General features: G+C 69.0%; 13 protein-coding genes. 5 read left to right on the forward strand and 8 right to left on the reverse strand.

The features are described 5' to 3' along the window. Positions 1-28 precede the first annotated feature (28 nt). The gene (gene rnr / locus FHS55_RS08655) at positions 29-2308 is read right to left on the reverse strand and encodes a ribonuclease R (protein WP_246339994.1); all 2280 of its coding nucleotides are present in this window, start codon (positions 2306-2308) and stop codon (positions 29-31) included. Between the two features lie 252 nt (positions 2309-2560). On the opposite strand from rnr, the gene FHS55_RS08660 reads away from it, so the two are divergent. Then, positions 2561-4042, forward strand: a complete 1482-nt coding sequence (locus tag FHS55_RS08660) for an MDR family MFS transporter (protein ID WP_183189338.1) — start codon at positions 2561-2563, stop codon at positions 4040-4042. A gap of 86 nt (positions 4043-4128) precedes the next feature. Here the strand turns inward: FHS55_RS08660 and topA are convergent, their stop codons facing one another. Continuing rightward, complete coding sequence (gene topA, locus FHS55_RS08665; protein WP_183189339.1) at positions 4129-6852, reverse strand: type I DNA topoisomerase; 2724 nt, start codon at positions 6850-6852, stop codon at positions 4129-4131. A gap of 196 nt (positions 6853-7048) precedes the next feature. Between topA and FHS55_RS08670 the strand changes: the two genes are divergently transcribed. Then, on the forward strand, positions 7049-7342 hold the full coding sequence (locus FHS55_RS08670; RefSeq protein ID WP_183189340.1) for a hypothetical protein: 294 nt from the start codon (positions 7049-7051) through the stop codon (positions 7340-7342). 69 nt (positions 7343-7411) lie between these two features. On the opposite strand, the gene dprA is transcribed toward FHS55_RS08670, so the two are convergent. The 4 genes from dprA to FHS55_RS08690 all read right to left on the reverse strand — a co-directional run bounded on the left by dprA (position 7412) and on the right by FHS55_RS08690 (position 11457). Further along, entirely contained in the window at positions 7412-8527 is a 1116-nt protein-coding gene (dprA, locus tag FHS55_RS08675; protein ID WP_183189341.1) for a DNA-processing protein DprA, read from the reverse strand. A gap of 4 nt (positions 8528-8531) precedes the next feature. After that, complete coding sequence (gene plsY / locus FHS55_RS08680) at positions 8532-9137, reverse strand: glycerol-3-phosphate 1-O-acyltransferase PlsY (RefSeq protein ID WP_183189342.1); 606 nt, start codon at positions 9135-9137, stop codon at positions 8532-8534. A 63-nt stretch (positions 9138-9200) separates the two neighbouring features. Continuing rightward, positions 9201-10499: a dihydroorotase gene (locus tag FHS55_RS08685; RefSeq protein ID WP_183189343.1), complete on the reverse strand. Its 1299-nt coding sequence runs from the start codon at positions 10497-10499 to the stop codon at positions 9201-9203. Beyond that, positions 10492-11457 (reverse strand): aspartate carbamoyltransferase catalytic subunit, encoded by a 966-nt coding sequence (locus FHS55_RS08690; RefSeq protein WP_183189344.1) that lies wholly within the window; start codon positions 11455-11457, stop codon positions 10492-10494. Before FHS55_RS08690 ends, FHS55_RS08685 begins: the two co-directional genes overlap by 8 nt. A 162-nt stretch (positions 11458-11619) precedes the next feature. Between FHS55_RS08690 and FHS55_RS08695 the strand changes: the two genes are divergently transcribed. Beyond that, positions 11620-12033, forward strand: a complete 414-nt coding sequence (locus FHS55_RS08695; protein ID WP_183189345.1) for a hypothetical protein — start codon at positions 11620-11622, stop codon at positions 12031-12033. Positions 12034-12090: 57 nt separating this feature from the next. On the opposite strand, the gene FHS55_RS08700 is transcribed toward FHS55_RS08695, so the two are convergent. Both FHS55_RS08700 and ruvX read right to left on the reverse strand, forming a co-directional pair. Continuing rightward, positions 12091-13023, reverse strand: a complete 933-nt coding sequence (locus FHS55_RS08700) for an AEC family transporter (RefSeq protein ID WP_183189346.1) — start codon at positions 13021-13023, stop codon at positions 12091-12093. A 16-nt stretch (positions 13024-13039) separates the two neighbouring features. Beyond that, a complete protein-coding gene (gene ruvX, locus FHS55_RS08705) occupies positions 13040-13567 on the reverse strand; it encodes a Holliday junction resolvase RuvX (protein ID WP_183189347.1) in 528 nt (175 codons plus the stop codon). Positions 13568-13728: 161 nt separating this feature from the next. On the opposite strand from ruvX, the gene FHS55_RS08710 reads away from it, so the two are divergent. Together FHS55_RS08710 and FHS55_RS08715 are read left to right on the forward strand one after the other, a co-directional pair. Beyond that, positions 13729-14433: a metal-dependent hydrolase gene (locus tag FHS55_RS08710; RefSeq protein ID WP_183189348.1), complete on the forward strand. Its 705-nt coding sequence runs from the start codon at positions 13729-13731 to the stop codon at positions 14431-14433. A 120-nt stretch (positions 14434-14553) separates the two neighbouring features. After that, the gene (locus FHS55_RS08715; RefSeq protein ID WP_183189349.1) at positions 14554-15219 is read left to right on the forward strand and encodes a LysE family translocator; all 666 of its coding nucleotides are present in this window, start codon (positions 14554-14556) and stop codon (positions 15217-15219) included. Positions 15220-15239: the final 20 nt, after the last annotated feature.

Here is a 15239-nt window from a genome sequence, read left to right on the forward strand (position 1 = left end):
GGCTGCCTCCAATCGTCGTTCTCGGGCGTCATCGCCGCTTGCCGGGGCCCTTGCCCGGTCCCTTGCCGGGCCGCGTGGACGTCGCGGAGCGCTGTTCCGGGCGGCGATAGCCGCCGCGTCCCGGTGCTCCCGATCCACGCCGGCCGCCCGCGACCCGCGCCCCTTCCGATAGTAGCTCGAAGCGCAGCGCGCCAGCCACCGGCGCGGCTTCCACCAGCTTCACTTCGACGCGGTCGCCCAGCCGGTGCATCTCGCCGCTGCGCTCGCCGATCAGCGCGTGGCGTGATTCGTCGTAGAGATAATAGTCCTGGCCCAGAGTCGCGGCGGGAATGAAGCCGTCGGCGCCGGTGTCGTCCAGCGCGACGAACAGCCCGGCCTTGGTGACGCCGGCGATGCGCCCGTGGAAGGTCGCGCCGATCTGCTGCGCCATGTGGTGGGCGATCAGCCGGTCGATGGTCTCGCGCTCGGCCGCCATGGCGCGGCGCTCGCTGGCGGAAATGCGCGCGGCGATTTCCGCCAGCTGCTCCGGCGTCGTGCTCTCGGGCAGCCCGTCGCGGCCGAAATCCAGCGCGCGGACCAGCCCGCGATGCACGATGAGGTCGGCATAGCGGCGGATGGGCGAGGTGAAATGCGCGTAGCGGCGCAGATGCAGGCCGAAATGGCCGTAATTTTCCTGCGCATATTCGGCCTGCGCCTGGCTGCGCAGGATCACCTGGTTCACCAGCGGCGCCAGCTCCGTGCCGACGACGCGGGCGAGGATCTCGTTGAACTGGGCGGGGCGCACCGTCTCGCTCTTGGCCAGCTTGATATCGAGTGTCTGCAGGAATTCGCGCAGGCTCGACATCTTCTCCAGCGAAGGCTGGTCGTGCACGCGGTAGACAAGGGGGGTGCGCTTCTCCTCCAGCGTCTCGGCGGCGGCGACATTGGCGAGGATCATGAACTCCTCGATCAGCTTGTGCGCGTCCAGCCGCTCGGGAACGATCACCCTGTCCACCGTGCCGTCGGCTTTCAGCAGGATCTTGCGCTCGGGCAGGTCGAGTTCCAGCGGCGAGCGGGCATCGCGCGCCGTCTTCACCGCCGCGTAGGCCGCCCAGAGCGGGCGCAGCACGTCATCCAGCAGCGGCGCGGTCGTCTCGTCCGGCCAGCCGTCGATCGCCGCCTGCGCCTGCGCATAGGCAAGCTTGGCGGCCGAGCGCATCATGATGCGGTGGAAGCTGTGGCGCTTCTTGCGGCCATTGGCACCCACCACCATGCGCACGGCGAGGGCCGGGCGGTCCTCCAGCGGGCGCAGCGAGCACAGGTCGTTGGAAATGCGCTCGGGCAGCATCGGCACCACCCGGTCGGGGAAATACACCGAATTGCCGCGCACCAGCGCCTCGCGGTCCAGCGCGCTGCCGGGGCGCACATAGGCGGCCACGTCGGCGATGGCGACGGTGAGGATGAAGCCGCCCTCATTGTCCGGATCGAGATCCGGCACCGCGTGGACGGCGTCGTCATGGTCCTTGGCGTCCGGCGGATCGATGGTGACGAGCGGCAGGTCGCGCCAGTCCTCGCGCGTCTCGTGGCGCCCGTTGAGCGTGGCGGGCCGTGCGGCTTCCGCTTCCGCCAAGGTCTCGCGGCGAAACACGCTGGGAATGCTGTGGGCGTAGATGGCGATGAGGCTGATCGCCTTCTCGGTGGCGACCGAGCCGAGCCGCTCCTTCACCCGCGCGATGGGCAGGCCATAGGCGTGGTGGCGCACCACTTCCACCGCCACCAGGTCGCCTTCCTGCGCCTCGCCGGCAAAATCCGGCGGGATGGCGAGTTCCCGGCCCATGTTGCGCTTGTCGACGGGAACGAGCCGCCCACCGCCCTGCGCGTCGCGCCGGAAGATGCCGAGCGTCAACGCGCGCGCCTTGTCGATCAGCTTGAGCACGTGGCCATTGTGGCGGATGTGCCCGTCCGCCTCGGGAAGCTCCTCGGTCTTCAGCAGCACGCGGTCGCCGATGGTGGGGGCCGGCCCGGCCACGCGGCCGCGGCGCGCCAGACGCACGAGAATGCGCGGCGCCTCGCCCTGCTCCTCCTCGTCCCAGTCGACCGGCTGGGCGATGAGTTCGCCGTCCTCGTCGCGCTCCACCACTTCGGCCATGACGATGGCGGGCAGGGCGCCGGGAACGTGCAGCTTGCGGCGCTTGCGCCCGATCACGCCTTCCTCGGCGAGTTCTCGCAGCACGTCCTTGAGAATGATTCGGTCGCTGCCATCGAGGCCGAAATGGCGTGAAATCTCCCGCTTGCCGACATCCCCGCCATGCTCGGCGATGAACGCCATCAACTCCTCGCGAGTGGGCAATCCCCGGGGCGGACGGGGCGAGGAGGACTTGCGTATCTTCGGCTTCAAGGGTTTGCGCACTGATCAGGGGTCCGTGAATGACGTTGCGACGCTAGCGGTTACGCGCAGCCGCGTCGACCGGGCAACGTGGCCTGAGGGCGCCATGGTGGGCGCGGTCTCTTGCAATTGATGGTTTATGCGCCGATTTTGCCGCGCTCCCCGGGGCGGGGCCCCCGATCTGAAAGCTGCCCGATGGACGCCCACTCTCCCCCCAGTGCCGATTACCAGCTGGCCCACGCCGAGATTCGCACCATCATCATCGGCGTGATGCTGGCCATGTTCCTCAGCGCGCTGGACCAGACCATCATCGCCACCGCGCTGCCGACCATCGGCGCGCAGTTCGGCGATCTCGAAAGCATCTCCTGGGTCGTCACCGCCTATCTGCTGACCGGCACGGCGGTGACGCCGCTGGTGGGCAAGCTGGCCGATATTCACGGCCCCCGGCCGGTGCTGCTGGCGTCGATCGCGCTGTTTCTCATCGGCTCGGTGCTGTGCGCGCTGGCCCCCGGCATGATGTGGATGATCGCCGGGCGCGCCGTGCAGGGGCTCGGCGGGGGCGGGCTCATCGCGCTGGCGCAGACCATCATCGGGCTGCTCGTGGCCCCGCGCGAGCGTGGGCGCTACCAGGCCTATTTCGCCGCGGTGTTCATCACCTCCAGCATTGCCGGACCGATTCTCGGCGGATTCTTCGCCGAGCACCTGCACTGGTCGCTCATTTTCTGGATCAACGTTCCACTCGGCATCGGCGCGGCCGCCATGAGCGACCGGGCGCTGCGCCGGCTGCCGGCGCATCACCACCCGCACCGGCTGGACATTCTCGGTGCCGGGCTGATGTGCGTGGCGACCGTGCTGCTGCTGCTCGCTCTCACCTGGGGCGGGACGCGGTTTGCCTGGGCCTCGGCACCCATCATCGCCCTTCTGGCCGGATCGGCGGTGGTGTGGGCGGGCTTCGCCGTGCGCGTCGTCACGGCGGCCGAGCCGCTGCTGCCGGTCGCCGTGCTGTCCAACCAGGTGGTGCGCACCGGGGTGCCGGCGGCGGCCTTCGCGATGGGAACGCTGATCGGCCTGTCGATCCAGCTGCCGCTTTATCTCGAGGGTGTGCTGCGCCTCAGCGCCTCGGCCTCGGGCATGGCGCTGATTCCGCTGATGGGCGGCGTGGTGGTGGGGGCGACCGGCGCGGGCCGGATGATGAGCCGCGCAGTGCACTACAAGCGCCTGTCGTTCGTGGGGCTGCTGGCGGCGATCGCCGCGCTGCTGGTTCTGGCGGTGTGGCCGATCGGCCTGCACGTCTTCACGGTGTGCGCGGCGATGGGTGTGGTGGGCATCGGGCTTGGCACGGTGCTGCCGGTCTCCACCGTCGCCATCCAGAACGCCGTCCCGCTGCCGCAGATGGGCACGGCGACGGGGGTGGTCAATTTCTTCCGCTCGCTCGGCGGCGCGGTGCTGACGGCCGGATTCGGCGCCATCGTCATCGGCATGTCCGGCATCGAGGGCGGCTCGCTGCTGGAGGCTCTGCTGGCCGGGGAGACGCGGGTCGGCCCGCTCGCCGGCGCATTTCGCTGGGTGTTCGCCGCCGCCGCCGCCGCGCTGTCGATCTCGCTGGTCGCGCTGCTGCTGATGGAGGAGCGCCCGCTGCGCTCGGGCCATGCGCCGGCACCGACGCTGACCGAATAGCGCACCCGCTCCCGATCTCATTCCCGCGCAGGCCTTCGCGGGGAACGCTCCCGTGAAGGCGCTGGCGCGAGGCGCGGTGAAGGACGCTAGGCGCCCTTCACCGCCTTCTTGGCGGGAGCCTTGGTGGCTGCGGTTTTCGTTGCCGCGGTTTTGGTTGCCGTTTTCGTTGCCGTCTTGGCGGCGGTCTTCTTGGCCGCCGCTTTCTTCGCGGGAGCCTTCGAGGCCTTGCCCTCCGTCGCGCCGGTCGCGGCCTTGGCAGCCGCCGCGCGGCGCGGCGCCTTGGCCGGCACGGCGCCGCCCTTGGCGGTGATCATCTCCACTGCCTGATCCAGCGTGACGGTTTCGGGATCCATGTCCTTGGGCAGAGTCGCGTTGACCTTGCCGTGGTTGACATAGGCACCGAACCGCCCCGGACGCACCGTGATCGCCCCGCCAAGCGTGGGATGATCGCCCAGCGCCCGCCCGCCGGTGGCCCCGCGGCCGCGGCCCGGGCCCTTGTTCTGCTTGTCCGCGATCAGCGCCACGGCCCGGTTGATGCCGACCGACAGCACGTCGTCATCGGCTTCCAGATTGGCGTAGATCTTTCCGTACTGCACATAGGGACCGAACTTGCCGATGCCCGCCAGGATCGGGTCGCCGCTGTCGGGATGCCGGCCGATCTCGCGCGGCAGGGACAGCAGGGACAACGCGGTGGCGAGATCGACATCGGCCGGCGCGAGCCCCTTGGGCAGGCTGGAGCGCTTGGGCTTTTCCCCGTCCTTGGCCTCGCCAAGCTGAAGATAGGTGCCGAAGCGGCCATCGCGCACCGTCACTTCGAGACCCGTCGCCGGATCGGTGCCGAGCACGCGGGTGCCGTTCCCCTCCGCCGGCTTGTCGGGATCGCCGTTCTGCACCGCCAGCGGGCGGGTGTATTTGCATTCGGGATAGTTCGAGCAGCCGATGAAGGCGCCGTACTTGCCGACTTTCAGCGACAGCCGGCCGGTGCCGCAATGCGGGCACAGGCGCGGGTCGGTGCCGTCTTCCTTGGGCGGGAACATGTGCGCGGTCAGCAACTCGTCGAGCCGGTCGATCACCTCGGAGACGCGCAGGTCCTTGGTCTCGCCCACGGCGGCGGCGAAATCGCGCCAGAAGTCGCGCAGCACGTCCTTCCAGTCGAGTTCGCCGGCCGAGATCTTGTCCAGCTTTTCCTCGAGATCGGCCGTGAAGTCATATTCCACATAGCGGTCGAAGAAACTCTCCAGGAAGGCGGTGACCAGCCGGCCCTTGTCCTCGGGTACCAGCCGGCGCTTGTCGAGCCGCACATATTCGCGGTCGCGCAGCACGGCGAGCACGGACGCATAGGTCGAGGGGCGGCCGATGCCCAGTTCTTCCATGCGCTTGACCAGCGACGCCTCGGAATAGCGCGGCGGCGGCTCGGTGAAGTGCTGCTCGGCCTTGATGCCCTTGTTGGCGAGGCGCTCGCCGGCCGACATTCCGGGCAGGCGGCGATTCTCCTCCTCTTCCTCTTCGTCGTCGCGGCTCTCGCGATAGAGGGTGAGGAAGCCGTCGAACTTGATCACCGTGCCGGTGGCGCGCAGTTCCAGCGTCCGTCCGGCCGCCACGGCGTCGATGTCGACCGTGGTGCGCTCCATCTCGGCCGATTCCATCTGGCTCGCGATGGTGCGCAGCCAGATCAGCTCATAAAGCTTGGCCTGCTCGGGTTCGAGGTGGCGCATCACGTCCCGGGGCAGACGCGACATTTCGGTCGGGCGGATCGCCTCATGCGCTTCCTGCGCGTTCTTGGCCTTGGCGGTGTATTTGCGCGGGGCCGAGGGCAGGTAGCGATCGCCATAATCGCGCCCGATGAGCGAACGCGCCGCGGCGATGGCTTCCGGTGCCATGTCGACGCCGTCGGTTCGCATATAGGTGATCAGGCCGACCGTCTCGCCGCCCACATCCACGCCTTCATAGAGGCGCTGGGCGATGCGCATGGTGATGGCCGGCGCGAAGCCGAGCTTGCGGCTGGCTTCCTGCTGCAGGGTGGACGTGGTGAAGGGCGGGTAGGGGTGGCGCCGCGCGGGCTTGGCCTCGACGCTGCGCACCTTGTAATCGGCCGCCTCCAGCGCCTGACGGAAGGCGCCGGCCTCCTCGGCTGTGCCGACATCCAGCCGGGTGATCTTCTTGCCGTCGGCACCGACCAGCCGCGCCTCGAAGGTCTCGCTCCGAGGGGTGGCGAGCAGGGCCGCGATCGACCAGTACTCGCGCTGGACGAAGGTTTCGATCTCGCGTTCGCGGTCGCAGACGAGGCGCAGCGCCACCGATTGCACGCGCCCCGCGGAGCGCGCCCCGGGCAGCTTGCGCCACAGCACCGGCGAGAGCGTGAAGCCGACGAGATAGTCGAGCGCGCGCCGGGCGAGATAGGCGTCCACCAGCGCCGCGTCGATGGTGCGCGGATGCTTCATCGCCTCCAGCACCGACTGTTTGGTGATGGCGTTGAAGACCACGCGCGAAACCGGCGTGTCCTTGAGGGCGCGCTTTTCCTTCAGCACCTCCAGCACATGCCAGGAAATCGCCTCGCCTTCCCGATCCGGGTCGGTGGCGAGGATGAGACCATCGGCATCCTTCACGGCTCGGGCGATGTCGGAAAGCCGCTTCTGCGACTTGGGATCGACATCCCACAGCATGGTGAAATCCGTTTCGGGGTCGACAGAGCCGTCCTTCGCTGGAAGGTCGCGCACATGCCCATACGAGGCGAAAACCTCGTAGCCCGATCCAAGGTATTTATTGATCGTCTTCGCCTTTGCAGGCGATTCAACGATGACGACCTGCATGCGTCCGCCGCGTTCGTTATATGTTCATCCCAAAGCGGCCCGGAAAATGGGGTAGCTGTCCCGCCCTGTCAAATAGGGCGTCGCCGCTCCCCGGCCGAACAGGGCCTTTCGCCGTCATCGCCGATGACGATTTGCGGTTTCGCACGGCTTTTGGGACACACCTTTTGGCCGCGAGACTTCCGACGAATGACAATTAATGATAATTTATATCGACCATTTTGCACCTAAAGGTTGCACACATTGGTCGTCGGCCTGGCTGACGATCGTCCTCCCGATCCTCAGCGACAGGCGCCCCGTGCACGATATTGATCGCGATTTCCAACCGAAGCGCGAAGTCGTGAGCTATATCGCCGATATAGCTCACGAACTCGCGACATTGGCTGCGGGACACAACCTGCACGTTCTACGCTATCTGCTGGAGATGGCGCGGGACGAAGCCCGCGGACTGAAAAACCCGCGGCACGAGGACACGGAGGTCGATCGCTCCTGAAGCGGGCGCGCGCGGACGATCCACGCAATCACATGGCGGGAGCATCCGCCCGCGCGCATTCAGGGGAGCTCACGCAAGCAGCGAGACGCGCCCGCCGGCGTGGCGCTCCAGCCGCCCGGCAAGCTCAAGTTCGAGCAGCACGATCTGCGCCTCGGCGGCGCTGCAGCCGGCCATCGAGACGAGGTCGTCGACCGGCAGCGGAGTCGTGCCCAGAAGGCCGAGCAGCCGGCTGCGCGCATCGTCGCTCGGCTCGAACATGTCGAGCGCCATGTCGGGCTCCTCCTCGGCCCGGAAGGCCGGCGGGCGCCCACGCAGCGAGGACAGCACCTCGATCACGTCGTCGGCGCCCGTCACCAGCGCCGCCCCCTGCTTGATGAGGCCGTTGGTGCCGGCCGCGCGCGGATCGAGCGGCGAGCCGGGCACGGCCAGCACCTCGCGCCCCTGTTCGCCCGCCAGCCGGGCGGTGATGAGCGAGCCGGAGCGTTCCGCCGCCTCTACCACGACCACGCCGAGCGACATGCCCGACACCAGCCGGTTGCGGCGGGGGAAATCGCGCGCGCGCGGCTCCCAGCCCATCGGCATTTCGGTGAGCACCACGCCCTGCTCGACGATCCGGGCGTGCAGCGCGTCGTTCTCGCGCGGGTAGGGGCGATCGAGTCCACCGGCGATGACCGCTGCCGTGCCGGTGGCCAGGCTTGCCGCGTGGGCATCCGCGTCGATGCCGCGCGCCAGTCCGGACACCACCAGCCAGCCGGCCTCGCCAAGCCCGCGGGCGATCCGCGCGGTCATGGTCCGCCCGGCCCCGGAGGCATTGCGCGAGCCGACAATGGCCACTGCCGGCCGGGACAGGAGTTCGATCCGCCCGCGCAAGGCAATCAGCGGCGGCGCGTCGTCGATCTCGCGCAGCAGGGCAGGATATTCCGGCTCGCCAAGCGCCACCAGCCGCGCACCGATGCGCTCCAGCGCGGCGATCTCGGCCTCGACCTCGGCCAGGGTGGGAATGCGCGGGGGAATGAGCCGCCCGCCGCGCCGCGCCATGCCCGGCAGCGCCTCCAGCGCGGCAGCCGCGCCACCGAATCGGTTGATCAGGCCACGAAAGGCGCGCGGGCCGACATTTTCGGTGCGGATGAGGCGAAGCCAGTCGCGGCGCTGGTCGGGATCGAGGTGAACGCCGCGACCGGACAATGGCTCAGCCCTTCTTGCCGATCTTGCCTTCGGTGCCCGCGAGCAGCCGCGCGATGTTGGCACGGTGCATGAACCACAGCAGCACCGTGAGGATGCCCAGCACCAGCGCGGTGTGCGACGCGCCGAACATGAGCGCCGCCAGCGTCGTGAGCACGCTGGCGATCAGCGCGGAGAGCGAGGAATAGCGGGTGACGAAAGCGATCGCGATCCAGGACACGGCGAAGACCAGCGCGGCCTGCCAGATCAGCGCCAGCGTCACGCCGAGAAAGGTCGCCACGCCCTTGCCGCCCTTGAAACCCAGCCAGACCGGGAAGAGATGGCCCAGAAAGGCGCCGAAGGCCGCGGGGTAGGCCGCCTCGGGGCCGATGAGATAGCGGGCCAGCAGCACCGCCACCGTGCCTTTCAGCGCGTCGCCCAGCAGCGTGGCGGCGGCAAGGCCCTTGCGGCCGGTGCGCAGCACGTTGGTCGCGCCGATATTGCCCGAGCCGATGCTGCGAATATCCTGCGTGCCGGCCGCCCGCGTCAGCAGGAGGCCGAACGGTATGGAGCCGAGAAGATAGCCGAGCAGCAGCGCGGCATAGCTCGACAGCGTGGGCAGGGACCAGCTCATGCCTCGACCTTAATGGGTTTCGCGCGAAAGTGAATGACGCGGCGGCGCGCGCCGCCGCGTGGTTCACACGTATTCGAACACCGTCCGCCCGGCCACCAGCGTGCGCACCACCCGGCCCTCGAAACGGGCCTCGTGGAAGGGCGTGTTGCGGCTGCGCGACTTCAGCGTCGCGGCATCGAGCAGCCACGCCGCGTCCGGGTCGATGAGGGCGATGTCGGCCGCGCGGCCCGGCCGCAGCGTGCCGGCGGGCAGGCCGAGCAACTCGGCGGGCCGCGTGGACATGGCGCGGATGAGCGTCATCAGCTCCACGCTGCCGTCATTCACCAGCCGCAGGCCGGCCGCCAGCATGGTTTCCAGCCCGATCGCGCCGAACGCCGCCTCCGAGAAGGGCAGGCGCTTGACGTCGACATCCTGCGGGTCGTGATCGGAGACGATGACGTCGATCAGCCCGTCCGCCACCGCCTCGACCAGCGCGCGACGGTCCGGCTCGGCGCGCAGCGGCGGGGTCAGCTTGAAGAAGGTGCGGTAGCCGACCACGTCGCGCTCGTTGAGCGTCAGGTGGTTGATGGAGGCGGAGGCCGTCACCGGCAGGCCGGCTTGCTTGGCGCGGCGCAGCACGTCCAGCGATTCGGCGCAGGTCAGCGAGGCCGCGTGGTAGCGCCCGCCGGTCATGGCGGCGAGGCGCACGTCGCGCTCCAGCACGATCGCCTCGGCTGCTTTGGGCACGCCGGCAAGGCCCAGCCGCGAGGCGAGTTCGCCCTCGTTCATCACCCCTTCGCCGGCCAGCGAGGCGTCCTGCGTGTGATGCACGATCAGCGCGTCGAAATGGCGCCCGTAGACGAGGGCGCGGCGCAGCACCTGCGCGGTGGGCACCGAGCGCGTGCCATCGGTGAAGGCGACCGCGCCGGCCTCCCGCAGCAGGCCGATCTCGGTCATCTCGCGCCCTTCCAGCCCCTTGGTGAGGGCGGCCATGGGATGCACGTTGACGATGGCGGTGTCGCGCGCGCGGCGCAGCACGAAATCGACGATGGCCGGCTCGTCGATGATCGGGTCGGTATCGGGCTGGCAGATGATGGTGGTGACGCCGCCGGCCGCCGCCGCCTGGCTGGCCGAGGCCAGCGTCTCGCGGTGCTCGGCGCCGGGCTCGCCGACGAAGGCGCGCATGTCGACGAGGCCGGGCACGGCGATGAGGCCACGGCACTCGACGATCTCGGTGCCGTCGGGCAGGCCGGCATCGCGCAGGCTGCCGGCCATGTCCTTGATCACGCCGTCGGCGACCAGGATATCGCCATGGGTATCGAGGTCGCGCGAGGGGTCGAGGATGCGCGCGCCGGCGAGGAGAACGGGGCGAGGGTCACGCATTCGGCAGGTTCCCGGGCAATGTGCGCGACAGCGCGTCCAGCACGGCCATGCGGACGGCTACGCCCATCTCGACCTGCTCGCGAATCAGTGACTGGGCGCCGTCGGCCACCGCCGAATCGATCTCCACGCCCCGGTTCATCGGGCCGGGATGCATCACCAGTGCGTCGGGCTTGGCAAAGCGCAGCTTGGCCTCGTCGAGGCCCCAGAAGTGGAAATATTCCTTCACCGAGGGCACGAAGGAGCCGTTCATGCGCTCGCGCTGCAGGCGCAGCATCATGACGATGTCGACATCGGCGAGGCCGGCGCGCATGTCGTGGAACACGCCGACGCCGAAGCGCTCGATATCGCCCGGCAGCAGGGTGGGCGGGGCGATGACGCGCACCTGCGCGCCCAATGCCTGCAGCAGCAGGATGTTGGAGCGGGCGACGCGCGAATGGGTGATGTCGCCGCAGATGGCCACCGTGAGCCCCTGGATCCGCCCCTTGTTGCGGCGGATGGTGAGCGCGTCAAGCAGCGCCTGCGTCGGGTGCTCATGCGCGCCGTCGCCGGCATTCACCACCGAGCAGTCGACCTTGCGGGCGAGCAGTTCCACGGCGCCGGAAGCGCTGTGGCGCACGATCAGTACGTCCGGATGCATGGCGTTGAGCGTCGCCGCCGTGTCGATCAGCGTCTCGCCCTTCTTCAGCGAGGAATTGCCGACCGCCATGTTCATCACGTCCGCCCCGAGCCGCTTGCCGGCGATCTCGAAGGAGGACTGGGTGCGCGTCGACGCCTCGAAGAACAGGTTGATCTGCGTGCGGCCGCGCAGGGTCGCCCGCTTCTTCTCGACCTGGCGATTGAGGATCACGAACTCTTCGGCGAGGTCGAGCAGCCCGACGATTTCCTCGGGCGAAAGCCCCTCGATGCCGAGCAGGTGCCGGCGGGAGAGGGTGAAACTGGATGTGGGGTTCGATGTCATATCGAAGTCGGCTGGATAGACGCAGCGCGCCCGCGCCGCAAGCGATTTGGCACGCTTTCCCGCCCTTTCCGTGCGCCATGCCCGATCGCCGCCGGGGAACCCGCAGGAGGCTGGCGCGTTGCTTCCCCGATCATTCCGATCGCAGGACAGGAGCACAATGCGATGACGGAGACGACCTTTCACAAGGCCGGAATCGGCAAGCTTGCCGCTTTGGGCCTCGCCGCCGCCCTCACGATCGCCGCCGTTCCGGCCTCGGCCCTGCCGCTGGGCGGCGCCGGGGTAAACCGCGCCGCGACGGCAGCCCCCGCGCTGCCGGTGGAAAACGTAAAGTGCAACACGGGCTGCGCCGCGGCCATCGGCATCGGTGCCGGCGTCGTCACCGGCGCGATCATCGCCAACCAGGCACAGCGCAACCGTTCTTACGATGACGGTTATCGCGGCGGCTACCAGGGCGGCTATGATTCCGGGCCGGGCTATTACGGCGGGCGCCCCGCCTATCAGCGTTCGTCCGGCTATGGCCGCTGCTGGGTCGAGGTGAACCCCCATCGCGGCACCGGCTACTGGACGCAGTGCTGATCGATCCTTGGACGTGATCAGACCTGACGGGCGGCCGCGTGCCGCCCGTTTCGCGTGTCAGAGATGGCTGACGATGGCGATCACCACCGGCATGGTGAGCGCGGCGAGCAGCGTCTGCACGGTGAGCATTTCAGCCAGCAGCGGCGCGTCACCGCCCATCTGGCGGGCGAGCACATAGCCGTTCGGCGCTGAGGGCACCGAAGCTCCGACCGCGACGATCATCAGGTCGACATCCTTCAGCCCGAGCGCGAAGCCGATCGCCACCGCCACCGCCGGCAGGGCGATGAGCTTGACAAGGCAGGTGAACCAGGTGGCCGGGCGCGGGCGCCGCAGGTCGCCCAGCCGAAGCCCCGCGCCCACCACCAGCAGCCCCAGCGCCAACGAGGCGCGCCCGAGAATGTCGCCGAATGTGACGATCACCGGCGGGATGGGCACGGCCAGGGCGTTGATCGCCGCGCCGATGGCGCAGGACCAGATGAAGGGGTTGCGCGCCAGTTGCAGCAGCAGGCTGCGGGTGCCCGCCACGCTGTTTTCGCCATGGCGGGCCAGCACCAGCACGCTCATGGCATTGAGCGAGGGAATCAGCACCGCCAGCCCCACCGCCGCGACGGCGAGCCCCGCCGGCCCCGCGAGCGTGCCGGAGACGGCGAGCGCGATATAGGTGTTCCAGCGCAGCGCGCCCTGGAACAGTGACGTGTAGCCCGGCCCGGTCAAACCCAGCCCACGCGTGAGCGGCCGACGCAGGAGGCTCACCACGAGGCCGAGCAGGCAAACCGAGCCGAGCAGGGCGATCGACACTTCCAGCACCGCGACATTGCCGAGGCTCGCCCGCGAGATGCTGACGATGAGCAGCGCCGGGAACAGCACGTAATAGGTCAGCCGCTCTAGCGCGATCCAGTGCGAGGCCTCGGGCAGCAGCCCGCGCTTGAGCGCCGCGCCGAGCGCGATGATGAGGAACACCGGAACCAGCGCACCGAGCACCGCCGACATATTGGGTTCTCCGTGGTCAGCCGAGTTTGCCGTCGTCCTGGCCGGCCCTATCGGGAGCGGCGCCACCTTGCCCGGCGATGTGCCGCAGCCGGTCCAGCGCGCCCTGCAGGATGAAGGTGGCGGCCTGCTGGTCCACCACTTCCGCCCGGCGCGCGCGGCTCATGTCCATGGCGATCATGTCCCGCTCGACGGCGGCGGTGGAGAGCCGCTCGTCCCACAGGATGATCGGCAGTTCGGTGAGCCGCGCGAAATTGCGGGCGAAGGCGCGCGAGGACTGCGCGCGCGGCCCCTCGCTGCCATCCATGTTGACCGGCAGGCCGATGACGAAGCCCGCCGCCCCCCGCGCCGCGCCCAGCGCGAGGATGCGCGCGGCATCGGGGGTGAACTGCTTGCGGGTGATGGTTTCCACCGGCGCGGCGAGGCGGCGCTCGGGATCGCAACTGGCCACCCCGATGGTCTTGGTGCCGAGGTCGAGCCCGATCAGGCCTCCGCGCGGGGGCAGGAGAGGGGCGGCGTCGGTGACGGAAAGGATGGGGGCTGGCATGGCGCGAGCGCCTAGCACGCCTGCCGCGGCAAAGCCACTTCTCCGGCAATTGCAACGGGCGGGCCGGTGCAACGGGCGGGTCGGCAAGGCGCGCCTTGTGCGGCGAGGGAGCCGCATTATCTTGCCGCCGACTCTCCGCCGACATTCGCGAGGAAATGGCAATGAAGATCACGTGGTTCGGGCATGCGGCCTTTCGGCTGGAATTCGCGCAGAAGGTCGTGCTGATCGACCCTTTCCTCACGGGTAATCCGGCCTTCACCGGCAGTGTCGAGGCGGCCACCGCTGGCGTGACGCATATCCTGCTGACGCATGGCCATGGCGACCATGTCGGCGACACGGTGGCCATTGCCGAGCGGACGGGCGCCACCGTGGTGGCCAATGCGGACCTCGCCAGCTGGCTCGGCACGCAGGGCGTCGCCAAGCTGGAAATGATGAACACCGGCGGCACCATCCATCTCGACGGCTTCGCCATCAGCATGGTGCGGGCGGATCACTCCTCGGGGATGATCGTCAACGGCGCGTCGGTCTATCTCGGCAATGCCAACGGTCTCGTCGTGAAGGCGCCGGGCGAGCCGACCGTGTGGCACATGGGCGATACCGACCTGTTCTCGGACATGGCGCTGATCGCCGAACTGCACAAGCCGGACGTGGTGATCGTGCCGATCGGCGACCGTTTCACCATGGGCCCGGAATCGGCGGCGCTGGCGGTGACGCGCTATCTCGGCGGGCTGACCATCATTCCCGCGCATTACGCCACGTTCGGCCTGCTGGAGGCCAATGCCGACCGCTTCACGACGCTGGTAGGCGGCGAGGCGACGGTGGTGGTGCCGGAGAAGAACGTCGCGACGCCCTTCGCCCGGCTCTGACCGGCCGGCGGGACGGGTGCGTCCGATCGGAAAACCGGACGTGTTTCCCGACCCGGTAATGTGCGGCGATCGGGAAATGCTCTAACACTCCCGATCGAAGCCGCCGACCCGGAGACCGCCATGGACATCGCGACCGCCCTGCTGGCCTTCTCGTTCGCGGCCGCCCTGCTCACCCTCACGCCGGGCCTCGATACGGCGCTGGTGCTGCGCACGGCGGCGGTGGAGGGCGGGCGGCCGGCCTTTCAGGCCGGGCTCGGCATCTCCACCGGCTCGGTGCTGTGGGGAGCGATGGCCGGGCTGGGGCTCGGCGCGGTGCTCGCCGTTTCCGAACTTGCCTACACGATCCTTCAGTTCGCCGGCACCATCTATCTATTCTATCTCGGCATCGGCCTGCTGGCGAACGCGGTGCGCGGCGGCGCCCCCGGCCTTGCCGCCCCCGCCGGGCCATCCGTAAGCGGATCGGGAAACGGGTCGGCCAATGGGTTGGCCAACTGGTTCCTGCGCGGGCTGATGACCAATCTGCTCAACCCGAAGGTCGGCGTCTTCTATGTGAGCTTCCTGCCACAATTCATGCCGGCGGGCGTCAACGTGCCGCTCATGAGTGTCATCATGGCGTCCATCCATGCGGTGATGGGCATTGCGTGGTTTGCCGCATTGATCCTCGCGACCCGGCCGCTGTCGCGTCTGCTGCGCCGGCCCGGCGTGGCGCGGGGGCTGGATGCGCTCACCGGCGGCATCCTCATCGCCTTCGGCCTGCGGCTGGCGCTGGAGAAGCGGCTGGGCTGAGCCGGGGCGTTGGACCCACG

It is taken from the genome of Ancylobacter tetraedralis, from assembly GCF_014195655.1.
GTDB classification, from domain to species: domain Bacteria; phylum Pseudomonadota; class Alphaproteobacteria; order Rhizobiales; family Xanthobacteraceae; genus Ancylobacter; species Ancylobacter tetraedralis.